At 71.0% G+C, this 19,961-nt stretch carries 18 protein-coding genes and 5 pseudogenes; 15 read left to right on the forward strand and 8 right to left on the reverse strand.

Annotated elements, in window-relative coordinates:
* Positions 1-6: 6 nt before the first annotated feature.
* From ACWD3C_RS05100 to ACWD3C_RS05110, 3 genes are read right to left on the reverse strand one after another with little or no spacing between them, the layout of a single operon-like run.
* On the reverse strand, positions 7-483 hold the full coding sequence (locus ACWD3C_RS05100) for an NUDIX domain-containing protein (RefSeq protein WP_451140192.1): 477 nt from the start codon (positions 481-483) through the stop codon (positions 7-9).
* A complete protein-coding gene (locus ACWD3C_RS05105; protein ID WP_451140194.1) occupies positions 480-2,018 on the reverse strand; it encodes an ATP-dependent DNA ligase in 1,539 nt (512 codons plus the stop codon). Before ACWD3C_RS05105 ends, ACWD3C_RS05100 begins: the two co-directional genes overlap by 4 nt.
* Before the next feature lie 45 nt (positions 2,019-2,063).
* Complete coding sequence (locus ACWD3C_RS05110; RefSeq protein ID WP_451140196.1) at positions 2,064-2,990, reverse strand: NAD(P)/FAD-dependent oxidoreductase; 927 nt, start codon at positions 2,988-2,990, stop codon at positions 2,064-2,066.
* A gap of 78 nt (positions 2,991-3,068) precedes the next feature.
* On the opposite strand from ACWD3C_RS05110, the gene ACWD3C_RS05115 reads away from it, so the two are divergent.
* The 6 genes from ACWD3C_RS05115 to ACWD3C_RS05140 all read left to right on the forward strand — a co-directional run bounded on the left by ACWD3C_RS05115 (position 3,069) and on the right by ACWD3C_RS05140 (position 8,462).
* Positions 3,069-3,650, forward strand: coding sequence for a helix-turn-helix domain-containing protein (locus ACWD3C_RS05115; RefSeq protein ID WP_451140198.1), 582 nt, complete (start codon positions 3,069-3,071; stop codon positions 3,648-3,650).
* A 133-nt stretch (positions 3,651-3,783) separates the two neighbouring features.
* Positions 3,784-4,761, forward strand: coding sequence for an NADPH:quinone oxidoreductase family protein (locus ACWD3C_RS05120; RefSeq protein WP_451140200.1), 978 nt, complete (start codon positions 3,784-3,786; stop codon positions 4,759-4,761).
* A complete protein-coding gene (locus tag ACWD3C_RS05125; RefSeq protein ID WP_451140202.1) occupies positions 4,758-5,939 on the forward strand; it encodes an acyl-CoA dehydrogenase family protein in 1,182 nt (393 codons plus the stop codon). The genes ACWD3C_RS05120 and ACWD3C_RS05125 overlap by 4 nt, the downstream gene beginning before the upstream one ends.
* Positions 5,936-7,033 carry an acyl-CoA dehydrogenase family protein gene (locus tag ACWD3C_RS05130; protein WP_451140204.1) on the forward strand — a complete coding sequence of 366 codons (1,098 nt, stop codon included), beginning with the start codon at positions 5,936-5,938 and terminating at the stop codon, positions 7,031-7,033. The genes ACWD3C_RS05125 and ACWD3C_RS05130 overlap by 4 nt, the downstream gene beginning before the upstream one ends.
* Positions 7,034-7,262: 229 nt before the next feature.
* Positions 7,263-8,123, forward strand: coding sequence for a phosphatidylinositol-specific phospholipase C/glycerophosphodiester phosphodiesterase family protein (locus ACWD3C_RS05135; protein ID WP_451140206.1), 861 nt, complete (start codon positions 7,263-7,265; stop codon positions 8,121-8,123).
* Positions 8,124-8,267: 144 nt separating this feature from the next.
* Positions 8,268-8,462 carry a hypothetical protein gene (locus ACWD3C_RS05140; protein ID WP_451140208.1) on the forward strand — a complete coding sequence of 65 codons (195 nt, stop codon included), beginning with the start codon at positions 8,268-8,270 and terminating at the stop codon, positions 8,460-8,462.
* A gap of 3 nt (positions 8,463-8,465) precedes the next feature.
* Here the strand turns inward: ACWD3C_RS05140 and ACWD3C_RS05145 are convergent, their stop codons facing one another.
* The 4 genes from ACWD3C_RS05145 to ACWD3C_RS05160 all read right to left on the reverse strand — a co-directional run bounded on the left by ACWD3C_RS05145 (position 8,466) and on the right by ACWD3C_RS05160 (position 12,794).
* On the reverse strand, positions 8,466-9,716 hold the full coding sequence (locus tag ACWD3C_RS05145) for a phosphodiester glycosidase family protein (protein ID WP_451140210.1): 1,251 nt from the start codon (positions 9,714-9,716) through the stop codon (positions 8,466-8,468).
* 75 nt (positions 9,717-9,791) lie between these two features.
* Positions 9,792-10,151, reverse strand: coding sequence for a DUF779 domain-containing protein (locus ACWD3C_RS05150; protein ID WP_451140212.1), 360 nt, complete (start codon positions 10,149-10,151; stop codon positions 9,792-9,794).
* 289 nt (positions 10,152-10,440) lie between these two features.
* Positions 10,441-11,172, reverse strand: a complete 732-nt coding sequence (locus ACWD3C_RS05155) for a flavodoxin family protein (RefSeq protein WP_451140214.1) — start codon at positions 11,170-11,172, stop codon at positions 10,441-10,443.
* 125 nt (positions 11,173-11,297) lie between these two features.
* Positions 11,298-12,794 (reverse strand): vanadium-dependent haloperoxidase, encoded by a 1,497-nt coding sequence (locus ACWD3C_RS05160; protein ID WP_451140216.1) that lies wholly within the window; start codon positions 12,792-12,794, stop codon positions 11,298-11,300.
* A gap of 444 nt (positions 12,795-13,238) precedes the next feature.
* On the opposite strand from ACWD3C_RS05160, the gene ACWD3C_RS05165 reads away from it, so the two are divergent.
* The 7 genes and pseudogenes from ACWD3C_RS05165 (at position 13,239) to ACWD3C_RS05195 (ending at position 16,455) form a co-directional block, all read left to right on the forward strand.
* Positions 13,239-13,679 carry a MarR family winged helix-turn-helix transcriptional regulator gene (locus ACWD3C_RS05165; RefSeq protein ID WP_451140218.1) on the forward strand — a complete coding sequence of 147 codons (441 nt, stop codon included), beginning with the start codon at positions 13,239-13,241 and terminating at the stop codon, positions 13,677-13,679.
* Positions 13,680-14,063: 384 nt separating this feature from the next.
* Complete coding sequence (locus ACWD3C_RS05170) at positions 14,064-14,417, forward strand: winged helix-turn-helix domain-containing protein (RefSeq protein WP_451140220.1); 354 nt, start codon at positions 14,064-14,066, stop codon at positions 14,415-14,417.
* A gap of 162 nt (positions 14,418-14,579) precedes the next feature.
* Positions 14,580-14,957, forward strand: a complete 378-nt coding sequence (locus ACWD3C_RS05175) for a hypothetical protein (protein WP_451140222.1) — start codon at positions 14,580-14,582, stop codon at positions 14,955-14,957.
* A gap of 14 nt (positions 14,958-14,971) precedes the next feature.
* Complete coding sequence (locus tag ACWD3C_RS05180) at positions 14,972-15,763, forward strand: histidine kinase dimerization/phospho-acceptor domain-containing protein (RefSeq protein ID WP_451140223.1); 792 nt, start codon at positions 14,972-14,974, stop codon at positions 15,761-15,763.
* Positions 15,712-15,957: pseudogene (locus tag ACWD3C_RS05185) on the forward strand (hypothetical protein); the annotation flags it as partial. The gene ACWD3C_RS05180 and the pseudogene ACWD3C_RS05185, both read left to right, overlap by 52 nt.
* A pseudogene (locus ACWD3C_RS05190) lies at positions 15,839-16,183 on the forward strand (hypothetical protein); the annotation flags it as partial. The pseudogenes ACWD3C_RS05185 and ACWD3C_RS05190, both read left to right, overlap by 119 nt.
* Entirely contained in the window at positions 16,075-16,455 is a 381-nt protein-coding gene (locus ACWD3C_RS05195; protein WP_451140420.1) for an FAD-binding protein, read from the forward strand. The pseudogene ACWD3C_RS05190 and the gene ACWD3C_RS05195, both read left to right, overlap by 109 nt.
* Here the strand turns inward: ACWD3C_RS05195 and ACWD3C_RS05200 are convergent.
* Positions 16,345-17,395 (reverse strand): annotated as a pseudogene (locus ACWD3C_RS05200) (IS110 family transposase); the annotation flags it as partial. The gene ACWD3C_RS05195 and the pseudogene ACWD3C_RS05200 overlap by 111 nt on opposite strands.
* 1,288 nt (positions 17,396-18,683) lie before the next feature.
* Here ACWD3C_RS05200 and ACWD3C_RS05205 point away from each other — a divergent pair.
* Both ACWD3C_RS05205 and mshD read left to right on the forward strand, forming a co-directional pair.
* Positions 18,684-19,442: pseudogene (locus ACWD3C_RS05205) on the forward strand (RICIN domain-containing protein); the annotation flags it as partial.
* A gap of 16 nt (positions 19,443-19,458) precedes the next feature.
* Positions 19,459-19,859 (forward strand): annotated as a pseudogene (gene mshD / locus ACWD3C_RS05210) (mycothiol synthase); the annotation flags it as partial.
* Positions 19,860-19,961 lie beyond the last annotated feature (102 nt).

The raw sequence follows: 19,961 nt of genomic DNA on the forward strand, positions 1-19,961 counted from the left end.
TTCGGCTCACTCGCCGCCCGAGTGCTCCACCAGCCGGTCGAGAAACTCCGCCTGCGCCTTCACGATCACGGCCCGCGCCCGGTCGAGGCTGAGCCACTCCACGCGGTCCAGCTCGGGGAAGTCCTGGAGGCGGCCCGATCCCCGGGGCCACTCCATCCGGAAGGTCCCCGGAACCACGGTCGCCGGGTCCAGATCCGCCTCCACCGCCCATACGGTGACGACCTTGCCGCCCGCCTGCCGCACCTCGCCCAGCGGTACGGCTTCCCCGTCCGGCGGTGCCAGCCCCAGCTCCTCCTGGAACTCACGGCGCGCCGCGTCCCACGCGGGCTCGTCGGGGTCGTGCTCGCCCTTGGGCACGGTCCACGCGCCCGCGTCCCGGCGGGCGAAGAACGGGCCGCCCATGTGGCCGAGCAGCACCTGAGGGCCGTTGGCGGTGCGCCGGTACAGCAGCAATCCCGCGCTGCGGCGCGCGGCCGGGCTCACCGGGAGACCTCCGGGTGCGCGGCGAGCAGCGTCTCGACGGTGTCGGCCTCGGCGGGGGACTTGTCGTCGCGGTAGCGGATCACGCGGGCGAAGCGGAGGGTGACGCCGGCCGGGTAGCGGGTGGACCTCTGCAGACCGTCGTACGCGATCTCGACGACGAGTTCGGGGCGTACGGTCACGACCCAGCCGTTGTCCTCCACGGCCAGCTCCTTCAGCCGCTCGGTCTGCCAGGTCAGCAGCGCGTCGGTCAGGCCCTTGAAGGTCTTGCCGAGCATGGCGAAGCCCCCGTCCGCGGTGCGCGCGCCCAGGTGCAGGTTGGACAGCTTGCCGGTCCGGCGGCCGTGACCCCACTCGGCGGCGAGGACCACCAGGTCGAGGGTGTGCACGGGCTTGACCTTCAGCCAGGAGGCACCGCGCCGGCCCGCGCTGTAGGGGGCATCCAGGGCCTTCACCACGACACCCTCGTGGCCGCGCCGCAGTGTCTCGGCGAGGAAGTCCTCCGCCGCGGGGAGGTCCTCGGCGCCGTACGCGAGTGTGCGCCGTACCCGCATCGGCTCGGGGACGAGACGGGACAGCTCGGCGTGGCGGTCGGCGAACGGCAGGTCCAGGAGGTCGTGGCCGTCGACCGACAGCGCGTCGAAGAAGACGGGCGAGACGGGCACTTCCCTGGCCGCCGTCTCCACGTCCACCCGCGAGCCCACGCGCCCGGCGGTCTCCTGGAAGGAGCGCGGCCGCCCGTTCTCGTCCAGCGCGATGACCTCGCCGTCGAGGATGAACCGCTCGCCTTTCAACTCCAGGGCGGTGGAGGTGAGTTCGGGCAGCCGGTCGGTGATGTCGTCGAGGGTGCGGGTGTAGAGCCGTACGTCGTCGCCGTCGCGGTGGACCTGGACGCGGATGCCGTCCAGCTTCTCCTCGACCGCGCAGGCGCCCAGCTTCTCGACGGCTTCCGCCACCGAGGAGGCGGTGTGCGCCAGCATCGGCAGGACGGGGCGGCCGACGGTGAGCCGGAAGCTCTCCAGGGCCTGCGGCCCCTCGGCGAGCAGCGCCTGTGCCACCACCTGCAGTGACCCCGCGAGCATCACCGCACGCCGTACGTCCGCGGCGGGCGCCCCCGTCGCCCCGGCGAGCCCCTCGACGGCCACCGCGTCCAGGGCGCCCTGCCGCACCTCGCCGGTGAGCAGGCCGAACAGGAACCGCTGCTCGTCGTCGGTGGCCGCCGCCAGCAGCTCGGCGACCAGCCGCCTGCGTTCGGCCTGGGAACCGCTGCCGGTGACGCCGCCGATCTCCGTCAGACGGGCATCCACCTCGCGCACGGTGAGCGTGGGTGCGTCGGCGGGCGGGATCCGCTGGTTCAGGAGCTTCCAGCCGATGCCGAGCCGCCCCTGGGGGAGGCGGCCGGCCAGATACGGGATGACGATCGGCACGTCGTCCGCCTCCGCGTCCCGGAAGAGCTCGGCGAGCAGAGCGGTCTTCCGGGACCGCGCCGAGGTGGCGGCGACCTCCTGGGACACACGGGCGAGCCGGGCGAACAGCATGCAGCCATGGTGCGACTTCAGGCTCCCGGCCGACACCCGAGGAGCTCAGCCGACGGCCGCGTCCAGGTCCTCGAACAGCAGGTCGCCGTTGATCGTGGCGCCTGCCCGGTATCCGGCGCCCGCCGCGTTGACGACCTGCTCGGCGAAGCCGATGGCGTTGCCCGCGGCCCACACGCCCGGGACGGTGGTCAGGCCCGTCGCGTCGATCACGGGATAGCTGCCGAACGGGGTCTCGCGCAGCTCCGCCCCGAGCCGCGTGAACAGGTCGGTCTGCGGTACGGCGCGGGGCGCGACGAACAGCACCTCGCGATCGTGCACCGTGCCGTCGGCGAGCCGGACCCCGGTGAGCCGGCCGTCGTCGACCACGAGCCCCGCGACCTCGCCCGGCACGAAGGCGACCCCGGCCGCGGCGAGCCGGCGCAGATCCTCGTCCGGCAGTTCGTCCTCGGTGACCGTGTGCAGGAACAGGGTCACGTCCTTCGACCACTGGGAGACCATCAGTGCCTGGTGCACGCTCGCCGGGGTCGAGGTGAGCACGCCGAAGGCCTGGTCGCGGACCTCCCAGCCGTGGCAGTACGGGCAGTGCAGCACGTCCCGCCCGAAGCGCTCGGCGACGCCCGGCACCCCGGGCAGCTCGTCGACGAGCCCGGTCGCGAGGACCAGCCGCCGGGCGCGGACGGTCCGTCTGCTCGCGAGCACCACGGTGAAGTCCCCGTCCCGGGTGACGTCCACCGCGCGGTCGCGGACCAGGTCGACGCCGTACCGCGCGATCTCCTCACGCCCCACGGCGAGGAACTCGGCGGGCGGCATGCCGTCCCGCGACAGATAGCCCTGCATGTGCGCGGCGGGCGCGTTGCGCGGTTCGCCCGCGTCGACGACGAGCGTGCGGCGCCGGGCCCGGCCGAGGACCAGCGCGGCGGACAGCCCGGCCGCGCCGCCTCCGACGACGATCACTTCGTATGTGTCGGTCATGGTGACCACCTCCACGTCGACAGTCGCCCAACCACTGCCGTATTGACAAACACGTTTGCCGAAACTGCAATGACTGTCATGAGTGACGACGACACGGACGAGGTTCTCGCGGAGGTCGGCCCCCGGCTGCGGCGGATCCGGAAGGAGCGCGGCGCCACACTGGCCGGGCTGTCCGAGGCGACCGGCATCTCGGTGAGCACGCTGTCGCGGCTGGAGTCGGGACTGCGCAAGCCCAGTCTGGAGCTGCTGCTGCCGATCGCGCGGGCGCATCAGGTACCCCTGGACGAACTGGTCGGTGCGCCACCGGTGGGCGATCCGCGGGTGCGGGCCGAACCGATTCGGCGGCACGGTCGTACGCACTGGCCGCTCACCCGCCAGCCCGGCGGGCTGCAGGCCTTCAAGGTGCTCGAACCACGGCGCAGGCTGGAGCCGGACCCGCGCGTGCACGAGGGGTACGAATGGCTGTACGTCCTCTCCGGGCGGCTGCGGCTCGTGCTGGGCGAACATGACGTGGTGCTGGGGGCGGGGGAGGCGGCCGAGTTCGACACGCGGGTGCCGCACTGGTTCGGGTCGACGGGGGAGGGGCCCGTGGAGTTCCTGAGCCTGTTCGGGCCGCAGGGCGAGCGGATGCATGTCCGGGCGCGGCCCCGGCGGGGGTGAGGCTCGGCCCGGGTTCGCGGGCGTGACGCACGCGACTGGTTCCCGGCTGTTCCCTCCGGTGCAAGCGACCGCTTAGTATGCGATCGACCCCGGTCAGGCGAACCAACCAAGCACAGCCCCGTGGAGGCTCCGCATGCAGGCATGGCAAGTGCACGAGAACGGCGAGCCGGGCGAGGTGATGCGGCTCCAGGACGTCGAGCGGCCCACGCCCGGTGACGGCCAGGTCCTGCTGCGGGTGCGAGCCTCCAACATCAACTTCCCGGACGCCCTGCTGTGCCGGGGGCAGTACCAGATCAGGCCGCCGCTGCCGTTCACGCCCGGTGTGGAGATCTGCGGCGAGACCGAGGACGGGCGCAGGGTCATCGCCAACCCGGCGCTGCCGTACGGCGGTTTCGCCGAGTACGCAGTGGCCGACGCCGCCGCCCTGCTGCCCGCGCCGGACGCCCTGGACGACGCCGAGGCCGCCGCGCTGCACATCGGCTACCAGACGGGCTGGTTCGGCCTGCACCGCCGGGCCGGTCTGGAGGCCGGTGAGACGCTGCTCGTCCACGCTGCCGCAGGAGGGGTCGGCAGCGCGGCCGTGCAGCTGGGCAAGGCCGCGGGCGCCACGGTCATCGGTGTCGTGGGCGGGGCCGACAAGGCCGCCGTGGCACAAGAGCTGGGGTGCGACGTCGTCGTCGACCGGCGTACGGAGGACGTCATCGCCGCCGTGAAGGAGGCCACCGGAGGGCGGGGCGCCGACGTCGTCTACGACCCGGTCGGCGGCGAGGCCTACGCGCAGTCCGCCAAGGTCGTCGCCTTCGAGGGGCGGATCGTGGTCGTGGGCTTCGCGAGCGGGTCCATTCCGAGCCCGGCCCTGAACCACGCCCTGGTGAAGAACTATTCGATCCTGGGCCTGCACTGGGGCCTGTACAACACCAAGAACCCCAAGCTGGTCCTGCGCTGCCACGAGCAGCTCACCGAGCTGGCCGCGCGGGGCGCGATCAAGCCGCTGGTCAGCGAGCGCGTTCCGCTGGGCGGTGCCGCTGCCGCCGTGCAGCGGGTCGCCGACGGGGTCACCACCGGGCGCGTCGCCGTGGTCCCGGACCTGGAGAACGGAGCAGCCGCATGACCGACGCCGCCGAACTGCGCAGCCGCACGCGGGAGTTGCTGGCCGCCTGCCCACCCGCCACCACGGACCGCCTCGACTTCCTGCGAGCCCGCTTCGACGCCGGGCTCGCCTGGGTGCACTACCCGGAGGGGCTCGGCGGACTCGGTGCGCCGCGCTCCCTCCAGTCCGTCGTGGACGCGGAGTTGGAGGCGGCCGGCGCTCCCGACAACGACCCGCGGCGCATCGGCATCGGCCTCGGCATGGCCGCCCCGACGATCCTCGGCTTCGGCACGGAGGAGCAGAAGCGGCGCTGTCTGCGGCCGCTGTGGACCGGTGAGGAGGTGTGGTGCCAGCTCTTCAGCGAGCCCGGCGCCGGGTCCGACCTGGCCGCGCTGGGCACGCGGGCCGTCCGGGAGGGCGACGGATGGGTGGTCAACGGGCAGAAGGTGTGGACGTCCAGCGCGCATCTGGCCCGCTGGGCGATCCTCATCGCCCGCACCGACCCGGACGTGCCCAAGCACCGTGGGATCACGTACTTCATCTGCGACATGACCGACCCTGGTGTGGAGGTCCGGCCGCTGCGGCAGATCACCGGCGAGGCCGAGTTCAACGAGGTGTTCCTCACCGACGTCCGCATCCCCGACGCGCGCCGTCTCGGCGAGGTCGGCGACGGCTGGCGGGTCGCGCAGACCACGCTGATGAACGAGCGGGTGTCCATCGGCGGGATGCGCATCCCGCGCGAGGGCGGCATGATCGGCCCGGTCGCGAAGACCTGGCGTGAACGCCCCGAGCTGCGCACCCATGACCTCCACCAGCGGCTGCTGAAGCTGTGGGTCGAGGCCGAGGTCGCCCGGCTCACCGGTGAACGGCTGCGCCAGCAGCTCGTCGCGGGCCAGCCCGGGCCCGAGGGCTCCGGCATGAAGCTCGCGTTCGCCCGCCTCAACCAGGAGATCAGCGGCCTGGAGGTCGAACTCCTCGGCGAGGAGGGCCTGTTGTACGACGACTGGACCATGCGGCGCCCGGAACTGGTCGACTTCACCGGCCGCGACGCCGGCTACCGCTACCTCCGCTCCAAGGGCAACAGCATCGAGGGCGGGACCAGCGAGGTCCTGCTGAACATCGTCGCCGAACGCGTCCTCGGCCTGCCCTCCGAGCCGCGCACCGACAAGGACGTCGCCTGGAAGGACCTGGCCCGATGAGCGACCTGCTGTATTCGGAGGAGGAAGAGGCGCTCCGCGCCGCCGTCCGGGATCTGCTGACGGACCACTGCGACGCGGCCGACGTCATCACCCGCACCGAGTCCGACGTGCGCCACGATCGCGAACTCTGGAAGTCCCTCGCGGACGCCATGGGCCTCGCAGGCCTCCTGGTCCCCGAGGCGCAGGGCGGACAGGGCGCCACCCACCGCGAAGCCGCCGTCGTCCTGGAGGAGTTGGGCCGCGCGGTCGCCCCGGTGCCGTATCTGACGAGCGCCGTCGTCGCCACCGAGGCCCTGCTGGCCTGCCCGCCCGACACGGCCGCCGAGCTCCTGTCCGCGCTGGCGTCGGGCCGGACCGTGGGCGCGCTCGCGGTCGGGCTGTCCGTCGCGCCCGGGGGTGCCTTCGAGGCCGTACGCCGCGAAGAGGGCGCCCTGCACGGGGAGTTGAGCGGCATCGCGGATGCGGCGGCCGCGGATGTGCTGCTGGTTCCGGCTCAGGACGGCGGGCTGTACGCGGTGGACGCTTCCGGGGTCGGCGTCACGATCACGCCCCAGGTGTCCCTGGACCTCACTCGGCCCCTCGCCACCGTCACCTTCACGGGAGCCCCCGCGCGACTGCTGACCTCCGACGCCGGGACGGCCGTACGACGGGCCCTGCGCGCCGGAGCCGGGCTGCTCGCCTCCGAGCAACTCGGCCTCGCCGACTGGTGCCTGACTGAAACGGTCGCCTATCTGAAGGACCGCAAGCAGTTCAACCGGCCCGTCGGCGGCTTCCAGGCACTCAAGCACCGCCTCGCGCAACTGTGGCTGGAGACCGTCAACCTCCGCGCAGCCGCCCGCAACGCGGCCGACGCGCTCGCCACCGACAGCACCGACACCGACGTGGCCGTCGCCGTCGCCCAGGCCTACGCCGCCCCCGTCGCCGTCCACACGGCCGAGGAGGCCCTCCAACTGCACGGCGGCATCGGCATGACCTGGGAGCACCCCATACACCTGTACCTGAAACGGGCCAAGGCCGACTCGATCGCGTACGGCACCCCGGGCGCCCATCGCGAGGCGCTGGGCGAACTGGTCGATCTGCGGGCACCCGTGTAACCGGCCGTTGCGTCGTAGGCCCGCCCTGATGAGGGGCGGGCCTCTTTGCAACCGGCCGTTCCCCTGAAGGCCCACCCCCGATGCGCGGTGGGCCTTTTTGTGTCCGTCGGTCCGCCGAAATGAACGCACGGCGGCAGTCCGGCCAACTCACCGCGGGCATCTGCTCCTTGGCGTGTACGGGACCGCATACTCGCTGAGGTCCCAACGGCAACCACCAGGGAGGCAGAGCATGGCACTCATCACCCGCCGCAGAGCCCTCACCACCCTCGGCGCCGCCCTCGCGGGCTCCGTCGCGGTGCCCGCGTACGCCGAGGCGAGCGAGCGGAAGCACTGGCCGCGCCCGCTGTGGCGCGCCCACGCGCACAACGACTACCTGCACCCGCGCCCCCTCTTCGACGCCCTCGACCACCGCTTCGGCAGCCTTGAGGCCGACATCTTCCTCGTCGGCGACCAGCTCCTCGTCGCCCACGACCCCATCGACCTCAACCCGTCCCGCACCCTCGAATCCCTGTACCTCGACCCGCTCGCGGCCCGCGTGAGGGCCAACCACGGCTCGGTGTACCGCGGTTACCGCAAGCCGCTGCAACTCCTCATCGACATCAAGACGGAGGGCTCGTCGACGTACCTCGAACTCGACCGCCGTCTGCGGCGCTACAAGCACCTGTTCACGACGTACGCCCACGGCCGTGTGCGTCCCGGCGCGGTCACCGCCGTGATCTCCGGCGACCGCGCGGCCCGCGCGCCCATGGAGGCGCAGAGGGTGCGGCGCGCCTTCTACGACGGGCGCCTCGCCGACCTCGGCGGTGCGGCGCCCGCCTCCTTCATCCCGCTGATCAGCGACAACTGGACGCTCAACTTCGCCTGGCGGGGCGTCGGCGCGTTCCCCGAGGCCGAGCGCGCCAGGCTGCGCACCATCGTCTCGACGGCGCACGCACGCGGACAGACGGTGCGGTTCTGGGCCACGCCCGATCTGGCCGGCCCGGCCCGGGACGCGCTGTGGGGCGAACTCCTCGCCGCCGACGTCGACTACATCAACACGGACGACCTCGCGGGGCTCGAAGCGTTCCTGGACGCCTACGACCGGCGGTAGCCGGGACGCGGAGACCATACGTACGGACATCACACATACGGACACCACACGTTCGGCGGACACGTCAGCTGCCCGGACGAACCCTCCGCTACGCCACACTTGCGGCCGAACGCCGCGAAATGGGCGTGGCGGAGGAGGTTGTCGATGGCCGTTTCCATCTCTGTGGTGCTGCTGCTCCTGATCCTGGCGGTGGTCTTCCTGCGCAATGGCGCGCTGAAAGTCTCACACGCCTTGGTCTGCATGCTGCTGGGCTTCCTGCTGGCCAGTTCGAGCATGGCGCCGACCATCCACAACGGGCTCACGGCGACAGCGGACCTTGTCAGCAGCCTGAAACCGTGACACTCAGGGCTTCCAGGGCGGGGGCATGCCCTTGGAGAACACACCGATGCCGTTCGGCACGGGCCGTTCGGCGCCGGCACTGGGGTGGTTCCGTACGGTGACGGCTGTCGCGCCGGGTGCACGGGTGACCAGGGTGGTGGAACCGCCGCCGTCGAGGTTGAGCGCCTCGGTGGCGCCCAACCGGCGCATGGTGGCGGCGACTTCGGCGACCGTGAGCCCGGTGCGGAATGCGGGCGCGCCGTCCAGGGCGAGCAGCAGCAGCCGGCGCCCGCCGTCCGCGATGCCCGCGGCCGTGCGTACGGCGGCGGTGTTGCTGTCCAGCCCGGGCAGCGGCCGACCGTTGCGGAGGACCGGGTGGCCGCCGATGGCGAAGCGGTACGGGACGCGGGTCGCGGCGGCCACGAGCCGGTGCCGTACGCCGACCCGCTCGCCCGGAGACAGCTTGCGCAACCGCTGGGCCCCCGCCTCACGGCCGACCAGAACCGTGGTGCCCCGGGCGATGGGACCACTGCCCGGGATGCCGGAGGCCGCGACCACGTGACCGCCCCTGACCGTCACCTCGTAGGTGTCCGTGCTGCAGGGCGCACCCCGGTCCGTGTCCGTGCCGCATGTGGCCCGTACCCGGGAGGCGCTGCCCCAGTCCGTGGTGAACGCGCCGATCGAACCCTCCGGCAGCGCGTACTGGTTGAGGCCGCGCAGCGGAAGCGGACCGTCGTCGGTGCCGACCGAGCCGACCAGGGCGAGGCGGTCCATGCGGGCCCTGCGGTCGACACCCACGCCGAGCACGTCCTCGGTGCTCGTGCCGGGCGGCAGGGCCGGGCCGAAACGCTGGCCGTTCGGGACGGCGGCCTTGAGCCGGCGCCCGCCCGCGATCGCCGGACCGACCGGGGCGCCGGTGGCCTCGACGCCGGGGTGCCGGGTCTCGGTGAGGTTGAAGAAGTCGCCGTTGATCCCCGCGACCGCGCCCACGGAGTTCGCGAGCTGGGAAACGCGGGCCCGCGCAGCCACCGCTGCGGGGTACAGCAGATCGACCCGCACCTGCGGATGACGCAGATCGACGCTCACCACATGGGCGTGGGCCGTCCCCTTCACCCCGGGAATGTCGAACTCGCCGTACTCGACGCCCGGCGCGACCTCGACGGTGCCCGGCGCGCTGCCGGCCGGTGCCGCCCCCACCAGGGCCGCGCCGGCCAGCGCACTCCACGCCGCGAGAACTGTCAGTACCGTTCTGAACCGTCGGCCGCGACGTGTCACGGTGCCCCCTGATGCCTCGTCAACTCTCCCAGCACTCGGGAGAATTGCACCAGACGGCGCCAAGGCGGGCGGTGGCTAGACGCCGACGACTCGGGAACGGGTCAGAAAACGCACTCCTTCGGGTGCCTCCAGGGAGAAGCCGCTGCCCCGCCCCTCCACGACGTCGACGATCAGCCGGGTGTGCCGCCACGCCTCGTACTGGCTCCTCGCCATCCAGAACGTCACTGGCTCCTCGACCCCGTCGACCTCCAGCTCGGCCAGCAGCACGTCCGAATCGCCCGTACGGAACTCGCCCTCCGGGTAACACATGGGCGCGCTGCCGTCGCAGCAGCCGCCGGACTGGTGGAACATCAGCGGGCCGTGGGCCGCGCGGAGCCGGCGCAGGAGATCGGCGGCCGCGGGGGTCAGCTCCACGCGGGGGAGGGTGTCGGTCATCGGGCATCACTCCTTCTGTAGGGGCGCGGGGGCGCCGGTGCCATCGCTGAACCCGGCCGCGCGCGGCGGCTACCGTCTCGCGCGTGGGCACCACCTCGCCCCCGCCGGCCGGAATCCGCCCGGACATACGGATGGACGGCGGAGCGGCGGGCAGCCCCCACCGCATCATCAGCACCGAGGTCACCGCCACGACGGCCGCGTACCGCGCGCTCCTGCCGGACGGGACTCATCGTTCACCCGTACAGCCTGAGGACCGGATGGGCAAGGCCCAGCCGGTCCCGGCGGGACGTCAGCGGTGCTCGGGGTTGGGGAAGTCGAAGCGGCAGCCCGCGTCCCACTGCGAGCGCTGGTTGCCGTGCGCGGGGATGCCGCCGGAGCGCTTGAGCAGCGCCGCGAGGTGCATCAGGTTCCAGGTCATGAAGGCGGTGTTGCGATTGGTGAAGTCGTTCTCGGGGCCGCCCGAGCCCGGATCGAGATACGACGGTCCCGGGCCCGCTTCGCCGATCCAGCCCGCGTCGGCCTGCGGCGGGATGGTGTAGCCCAGGTGCTGGAGGCTGTAGAGGACGTTCATCGCGCAGTGCTTGACGCCGTCCTCGTTGCCGGTGATCAGACAGCCGCCGACCCGCCCGTAATAGGCGTACTGACCCTGCTCGTTGAGGAGTGACGAACAGGCGTACAGGCGCTCGACGACCTGCTTCATCACCGAGCTGTTGTCGCCCAGCCAGATGGGCCCGGCGAGCACCAGGATGTCGGCCGCCATCACCCGTTCGTAGAGGGCGGGCCAGGCGTCGGTGGCCCAGCCGTGCTCGGTCATGTCCGGCCAGACGCCGGTGGCGATGTCGTGGTCGACGGCGCGGACGAGCTCGGTGGCGACGCCCTTGGCCTCCATCACGGCCCTGCTCCTGTCGATCAGGCCTTCGGTGTTGCTGACCTCCGGAGAGCGCTTCAGCGTGCAGTTGATGAACATCGCGCGCAGGTCGTCGTAGCGCCCGACGCCGTCGGCGGGAGATGGGGAAGCCATGGGTGCCCTCCAGGGATGCGGCCTGGCCGGAGCGTACTGCCGGTGAAGGGCGCGGGCCGGGTACGACGCGGGCCGGGGGCCGGTCCACCGCAGCGGACCGACCCCCGGCTACCAGACTCTCCGGATCAGATGGTGACGGTGGTGCCGTCGAACCGGCTGAGGGTGAAGTCGGCCCTCTCCAGGGTGACTTCCTTCGACTCGCGCAGCAGACCGATGGCGATCTCCTCACCCAGCCGGACGGACGCGGTGTAGTCGGTGCGCCAGTGCACGCCGGCCATGTTGCGGCCGATGGAGATGTTGGCGGCGACCTTGTTGAGCTCGCCGCCGACGGTGAGCCGGTCGGCGTCCGGGCCGGTGTACGGCTCCAGGGCGGTGCCGTCGGTGGTGGGCACGACCGGCTCGGGCAGGACGTACGACTCGTCGAACCAGGCCTTGAGGAGGGTGGTGCAGGCCCCCGCCACCGTGGCGTGCCCGGCGCCGTACGCCGGATGCGTCGGGCTGCCCTCCGGGAACGCCTGCGGCAGCAGGTAGCTGCCGTACTTCTCGAAGACCCGCTTGACCGCGACGGAGTCCAGCACCTCGCCGTCGATCGGGTACTCGCGCTGGCCGCGCAGCTGCAGGTGCACCCGGCCGCCGAACTCCTCGGGCCGCAGCCTCCGGTGGACGTACCACTTCTGGAACCACACCGCCTTCAGGGCGCGGGTGGCGACCTCGGTGACGAGCGAGAGCAGATGCGGGCCGCCGTATGTGCCGAAGCCGATCTGGTTGCGCGAGAAGTTGTACGGGTTGCCCGCGTCCACCGGCGCGTCCAGGTCCAGCAGGATGAGGGCGGAGTTGAGGTAGGCCTCGTACAGCGCGTCGAAGTGCACGTAGTGCGCCAGGTCGCGCGGTGTCTGGATGTAGCGGCGCTCGGCGAAGTTCCGCTCGTCCGGCTCGGGTTCGAAGCCGTTCTGCACCTCCAGCCAGTCGTCCCAGGTGGTGAGGTGGTCCACCGGGCGGACCAGGGTGTCCAGGAGCTGCGGGATCAGCAGTGTGCCGTACGTGATGTCCTTGAGCAGGAACTGCGAGACGTACGGTCCGGCCAGGTCACCGCGGGTGCTGCCGCGGAAGATGGTCTGCGGGGTCACCAGGTCGCCCTGCTTGGGTGCCCGGAGGTCCGACAGCCCGCTCAGTTCGGTGGCCGCCTCGGCGACGAGTTCGCTGGAGTCGAACCGGGTGAACAGGATGTCGCGCAGCAGCGCCATCCAGTACAGCTCGACCGCCTCGGCGGAGTTCTGCGCGCTGTCGATGCGTGGTGCGGGCGGGATGGTCAGTGCCTGGGCGTCCGGGCCCTGCAGGTCGAAGGAGCTTCCGGACTGCGGGTTGACGAGCTTGCGGCTGCCGGCGAGCGGGATCCGCTCGAAGTCCTCGTAGGAGCCGGTGGCCAGCGCCCGGCGCAGCAGGCTGTATGCGGCCGGGTCGACCTCACCGAACTTGTTGTGCGGCAGGCCCTTGGAGTAGTTGGCGACGAACGGGTGGTCCGTCTCCGCCCCGTTGGCCACCTGGGTCGGGACGTTGCGCTCGAACTCTACTTCGGCGGCCCTTGCACGCGCGTTGCGCGCGTCAAAACGACGATCACTCACGTGTTATCCCCCGTGCTTTGCCGTGTTCTTGATGGAACATGTTCGGACGTGAACTACATCCCATAAGACAGCAGTTAGCGCAAGAACGTTGTGCGAAAACATCCAATCGCCAATATCTGCACATATGTAGACTGAGCTTCCGCCTCCGGTTCGGCTCAGCGTGCGCCGCTTCCGCCACCGGCCGACAGGCAGAATGCGTTGCCCTCCGGGTCGGCGAGCGCGGTGGGGTCGTCCTCGGGGCCGGCGATGCCCGGCGCACGCAGCCGCGCGAGTTCGGTGTCGTCGGCGTTCAGGATGCGCAGCGGCGACGGTCGATGCCACCGTGCCTACTGGGGAAGTCGGTCAGATATTCTGACTAAAATGGTCAGTTTCTCTGACTCGTTTGTGCTCGTTTCAGTCGGACGGCCTGACGATTTTCGGGGAAGTCGCAAGGGGACGCAGTCCATGACCGACGAACTCAATATCGGCGTCCTGCTCTTCATCGCCTACCGGGCCATGGACAACCGGGTCTTCGCCGCCATCGCCGAGGCCGGGTACGACGACGTCACCGTAGCGCAGGGCAAGCTCCTGCAGCGTGTCGACGACAATGGCATCCGCCTCAGCGAACTCGCCGAAGCCGCCCAGGTGACCAAGCAGACCGCCGGCTATCTCGTCGACCAGTTGGAGGCCGGCGGATATGTGGAACGCTGCCCGGATCCCAGTGATGCCCGCGCCCGGCTGATCCGCCTGACCGACAAGGCACTCGCCGTGCGCCCCGTCGCCGCTGCGGCGGTCGCCGAGGTCGAGGCCGAGTGGACCGCCCACCTCGGCAAACGCCGCATGGACCAGCTCCGCGACAGCCTCACCAGACTCCGCGAGATCACCGACCCCCACCTCGACCGGTGAAGCCGTTCTCCGGCCGAAGCGGACGAAACGAGAGGCCGAGGCGCCCGTGCGCAACGACGCCGACCCGGCGGCGCGGCCCCTGCCGGTGCCTGAGCCCTCATTCAGCTGGATGATCCGCGACCGGGCCCTGGAACGCCGCGAACCCGAGTCGCGGAACGCTCGGGCGTCGGCGACGAGGAGCCCGCGGTTCTCGGGCTGTTCCATCAGCGCCATCGTCGTCAGGTGATCGGTGAGCATCTCGTCGGTGAACCGCTCGCCCAGCAGGTTGAACAGCAGCGCGTGCTCGCTGTAGTGCGGCGACAGGTCGACGAAGTCCCGGATCTTGGTCTTGGTCCACGTGACGCCCCGTTGGAAGCGGTAGCTCCGCACGTCCGGACGGGGAGGGTGGCTGATCGCCCGCATCCCACGCCGTGCTGCGCCGCACCAGCGGCGACCGCCCTGCTGCGCGTGGCCGACCTCGAACTCGACCCCGAGGGCGTCCAGACGACCCGCGCGGGCGAGCCGATACGCCTCTCACTCACCGAATTCCGCCTCCTCCACTACCTGATGACCAACGCCGGCCGCACGGTCTCCAAGGCGCAGATCCTCCAGCGCGTGTGGGACTACGACTTCGGCGGCGACACCGGCATCGTCGACACGTACATCGGCTACCTGCGCCGCAAACTCGACAACGGCGGCCCGAAGTTGATCCACACGGTGCACGGCGTCGGTTACGTCCTGCGCGGACCGAGGACATGAGTGTGCGCCGCCGGATTCGCACGGTATGGGCGCGGGCTTCGCTCCGCACCCGCGTCCTTCTGCCGGCGGTGGCTCTGCCGGCGGTCGGTTTCTCGGCGTTCAGCCTGGTCACCGGCAATGCCCTGCGCGCCTGCATGGAGGACCGCGTCGACGCCCAACTCCGTGCCTCCGCCCAGGTGTTCGCCGTACTGCCGCCGGCGGTGGCCGAGTACGGGGCCGACGGGAACCCACCGCCCGCCCTCGCCGACTTCAGTACGGACGGACGTCCTGGGCAACCCCGTCATCACGTACGTGGCGGAGGACGGCACCGCCGAGAGCAGCATCGACTCGCTCGCCGGCCCGAACCGCACCCAGGATGCGCATGGCCCGGCCCTGCCCCGGCTGGACGCGGGCGCGGTCACGGTCCGCGACGGCCGCCCTTTCACCGTCGGCAGCACCAAAGGCGACACGCGCTGCCGGTCGATCGCCGTGCCCAGGGTCACCCGCACGGCACTGGTGGGCGACCCCGGGGGCAATGGGGGGGCAGCCGGGGCAGCGTGATCGTGTCGACCTCGATGAGCCAGGTGGACGGCACCGTGGACCGCATGTGGCGGATCTACGAGACGACCGGTCTTGGCCTGCTCGCCCTGCTGGCGCTGGCCGGCTGGTTCGCGGTCCGCTCCGGCCTGCGCCCGCTGACCCGCATCGAGCAGACGGCGGCCGAGATCGCGGCCGGTGACCTGTCCCGCCGCGTCCCCCAACTGGGCGCCCCGAACACGGAGACAGGACGCCTGGCCAAGGTCCTGAACGGCATGCTCGGCCAGATCGAGACCGCCTTCGGCGCCCGCGCCGAGTCCGAGGCGCGGATGAGCCGCTTCGTCGCCGACGCCGACCACGAACTGCGCACCCCCCTCGCCGGCATCAAGGGCCTGACCGATCTGCACCGCATGGGTGCGCTCCCCGAACGCCAGGACATCGACGCCACGATGTCCCGCATCACCCGCGAATCGGACCGCCTCACCCGCCTGGTCGAGGACATGTTCCTGCTGGCCCGCCTCGACGAGCACTCCCTGAAGGCCACCGGCAAACCCACCGCTCATCCCGCCCAGGGCTTTCCCGCGGCCCTCGACCTGGCCCTCACGGACCTGCGCACCCTCGCCGCCGACGCCCCCCACGACGTACGAGCCCTGGACGTGACCCGCCCGGTCACCCTCACCGGCCTGAACGGCGACGGCGCACCCGCCTCTGCCCCCGCCCCGCCCTGGCCGACGAGGCCCGCCGCCGTCAGGTCGTCACCAACCTGGTCGGCAACGCGGTGGCCCACACACCACCCGGCACGCCCGTCCGCATCGGCGTGGGCACCGTGAACGACGACGCGGTCGGTCCTGGAGGTGGCGGACGAAGGCCCCGGCCTCACCCCGTCCCAGACCACCCGCGTCTTCGAACGCTTCTACCGAGCCGACACCTCCCGCACCCGCACGACCGGCGGCGCCGGCCTCGGCCTGGCCATCGTCCACTGCTTGGTCACCGCTCACGCGGGACGGTCACCGCTCACGCGGGACACGTCGAGATCCACTCGGCACCCGGGCGAGGCGCCACCTTCCGGGTACTGCTGCCACGCCACACCGACCGGCCGACGTCACCGAGGCCGCCGGTCCCGGTGGCCCTCCGGAGGTGACTGTCGGGCTACTGTGCGCCCGCGCAGCACAGCCTGGCCGTACCCACCGGCACGGTCAGCACCACCGGGGTCGCCGGACTGCCCCTTGGCGGCGGCATCGGCCACCTGATGCGCCGTTACGGTGCCACCGTCGACAACCTGCCGGCCTGCGAGATGGTCTACGTGGACGGCCGCAGGGTGCGCGCCGACGAGGCCGAGAACCCCGAGCTGTTCTGGGCGACGCCGCGCGGCGGGGGTGCCTCTATGTCCTTCGTCAAGCGAGGCGTGGGTTCTGGGTTCGTAGAGGGTGCCGTCGGGGAGCGTCGCGAAGAGCGCGCTGATGCGGTGGCGGGCGAGGCGGAGGAAGGCCTGTGTGTGGGTCTTCCCGCGGGCTCGGCATGAGTCGGAGTGGGTGCGGGAGGCGGGATCGTGCAGGGCGGCGAACGCGGACAGGGACATCGCGCGTTTGAGTTGCCGGTTGCCGCCTCTGGGGGCGTGTTCGCCGTGGATCGACGTGCCCGACGACTTCGTGGCCGGGGCGAGGCCGGCGTAGGAGGCGAGGTGGGCGGCGGTGGGGAAGCTGGTGTCGTCGCCGACGGTGACCAGCGGCACGGCGGCGGTCCTGGCCTCGACGCCGGGCAGCGACGTCAGGACCTGGGCAAGAGGGGGGCCTCCAGCAGTTCGTTGATCTGGGTTTCCAGGGCCCGGCCCTGTCCGTGGACGGCGGCGGGCGAGCGGACCAGGGACGGGATCACGATGTCGAGGGTGCTGGTGCCGGGAACGACGACGGTCTGTTCGTCGAGCGCGTCGACGATGTCGTCGATCAGCCGGGCTGCCATGCGCGGGGCCTTGGGCCTGATGGCTTCGACGAGCCTGCGGTGTCCGGCTTTGCGCAGGGCGGCCGGTGATCCGTAGCGTTCCAGCAGCCAGGTGACGGCCTGGTGGTCGAGGCCGGGGGCTCAGGATGCGTTCCAGGCTGGGGTGGAACTGGGTGAGCAGGCCGCGTATGCGGTTGCTGGTGCGGTTGGCTTCGGCCGCGAGGTCCTGGTCGAAGCCGACGAGCACGGTCAGTTCGGCGGTGATCTCGTCGGTGAGCTCCAGCGAGCGCAGGGTGTGGGGCATGGTGCGGGCGGCGTCCGCGATCACTGCGGCGTCCTTGGCGTCGGTCTTCGCCGGTCTTCGCCTCGCCCGGATACAGGTCGGCGATGCGCCGCATGGCCAGGCCGGGCAGGTAGGAGACCTTGCAGCCCGCGTCCCGGGCGACGGTCAGGGGCAGGGCGCCGATCGAGGCCGGCTGGTCCACGATCACCAGGACGGTTCCGAACTTCGCGGTCAGCTTGTTGAGGAAGCCAATTGCCCGCCCCATTCGCGCTTCTTCGCACGCTGAGGCTTGACGGTGCGAGTGGTAATCGTTAATTTGCCAGCTTGCCAATTATTTGAAATTTGGCATGCCATTCGAAATGTCGAACGGTTGCGGTGTCTTCCCGAGCCGCCAGGGCAGGTCGATGGAACGACCGGCAGCACCTCCCCCGAACCAAGACCAGCGCGTAGTCATTCCTGCGAGTGGGAGCGCTCCCATAGGAGTGCAACGTGCGGATCGGCACCAACCGCCAAGAGGAGGAGACATGACGCAAGGTCGGAATGAGCCCGTGAGCAGCGAGCGGAAATCGCCGAGCCGGAGGACCGTCCTGGCGACGATGGGGGCCTTGCCGGTCCTCACGGCCACGACGTCGACCGTGGGGGCTTCGGGAGCTGCGGCCGTGACGGCTGCCGCCACAGCGGTCATTGACCCGTCGGCGCGGCGGCAGACGATCCGAGGCTTCGGCGGCATGACCCACACGGCCTGGATCGGCGACCTGACAGCCGCCCAGCGGGACACGGCGTTCGGCACCGGCGAGGGCCAACTGGGGTTCTCCGTGCTGAGGATCCCCGTCCCCGAGAACCAGGCGGACTGGAGCCGTGATGTGGCGACGGCGAGGCGCGCGATCGAGCTCGGGGCGACCGTCATCGCGTCGCCGTGGAATCCCCCCGCCCGCATGGTCGAGACCTTCGTCCGCGGCAGTCAGACCGACGCCAGACGCCTCAGGTACGACATGTACGGCGCCTATGCCCAGCACCTCAACGACTTCAACGGATTCCTGCGGAACAACGGGGTGAACCTGTACGGCATATCGGTGCAGAACGAGCCCGATTACGCTCATGACTGGACGTGGTGGACCCCCACCGAAATGGTCCGGTTCCTGCGGGAGAACGCAGGCTCGATCGGCACCAGGGTCATCGCGCCCGAGTCCTTCCAGTACCGGAAGAACATCTCGGACCCGATCCTCAACGACTCCGCGGCGCTCGCCAACGTGGACATCCTCGGAGCCCACCTCTACGGCACGCCGTTCTCGGACTTCCCCTATCCCCTCTTCAGGCAAAGGGGCGCGGGCAAAGAACTCTGGATGACCGAGGTCTACTACCCCAACAGCAGTGATTCGGCGGACCTCTGGCCCCAGGCGCTCGACGTGGGGGAGCACATCCACCGCGCCATGGTGGACGCCGAGTTCCAGGCGTACATCTGGTGGTACATCCGGCGCAGCTACGGCCCCATGCGGGAGGACGGCCGGATCAGCAAGCGCGGCGCCGGCATGGCGCACTTCGCCAGGTTCGTCCGCCCCGGATATGTGCGGATCGAGGCGACGGCGAACCCGGCGTCGAACGTCTACGTCTCGGCGTACCGGGGCGGTGAGTCCACGGTCGTCGTCGTTGCCATCAACAAGGGGATTTCTGCGGTGAGCCAGCAGTTCTCCCTGGCGAACAGCACGGTGTCCAGTGTCTCGTCCTGGCTGACCGACGCGAGCAGGAACATCGCGCCCCAGGGCGCGACCGGCGTGTCGAACGGCTCCTTCACCGCCACGCTTCCCGCTCGCAGCGTGACGACCTTCGTGGCCGGCGTGGCCGAGGCTCCCGGCGGGATCGACACCAGTGCGTGGTACGTGCTGGTGAACCGCAACAGTGGCAAGGCGCTCGACGTGTACAACCTCGCCACCGACGACGGCGCGCGCATCACCCAGTGGTCGCGCAACGACCAGGCGCAGCAGCAGTGGCAGTTCGTCGACTCCGGTGGCGGCTACTACCGCCTCAAGTCCCGGCACTCGGGCAAGGTCCTCGACGTCCTCGGCTGGTCCACCGCCGACGGCGCGGGCATCGTCCAGTGGACCGACCACAACGGCGCCAACCAGCAGTTCAGACTCACCGACTCCGACGGCGGCCATATACGCCTGATCAACCGCAACAGCGGCAAGGCACTCGAAGTACAGAACGCCGCCACCGACAATGGCGCCGACATCGTCCAGTACACCGACTGGGGCGGCACCAACCAGCAATGGCAACTCGTGCAGGTCGGCTGACAGACGCTGAACCGCCTGGCTGGCCGCCAACGCGGCCGCGTTCGCCCACCACCCGGAACAGAGCTCGCCGGTCCAGCGCGACTTGGACGCCCGCAAGGCCGAACCGTGGTTCGACCCCGAGGGATTCTTCCTCGCGGTGCGGCGCGAGGAGATCGTCGGCTTCCACTGGACGAAAGTCCACCCGCAGGAGCGGCTTGGCGAGGTCTACGTGCTGGGCGTCACGCCTGAGGCGCAAGGGGGGGCGGGTTGGGCAAGGCGCTGACCACGGTCGGCCTGCGCTACCTGGCGGTGGAGCGGGGGATGCCGACCGCGATGCTGTACGTCGACGCGGACAACGGGCCGGCGGTGTCCGTGTACGAGCAGCTCGGCTTCCGTACGCACGAGGTCGACCTCGTGTGCCGCACGGAGGGCTGACAGGCCCGTCATCTCGCCAGGGTCGCGTCGGCGACGGTGCCTCATGGGTGCCCGTGACGGTCGCCGACTCGCCAGCCCGGGCCACAGCTGGGAGATTGGGAG

Source organism: Streptomyces sp. NPDC002845 (assembly GCF_053591955.1).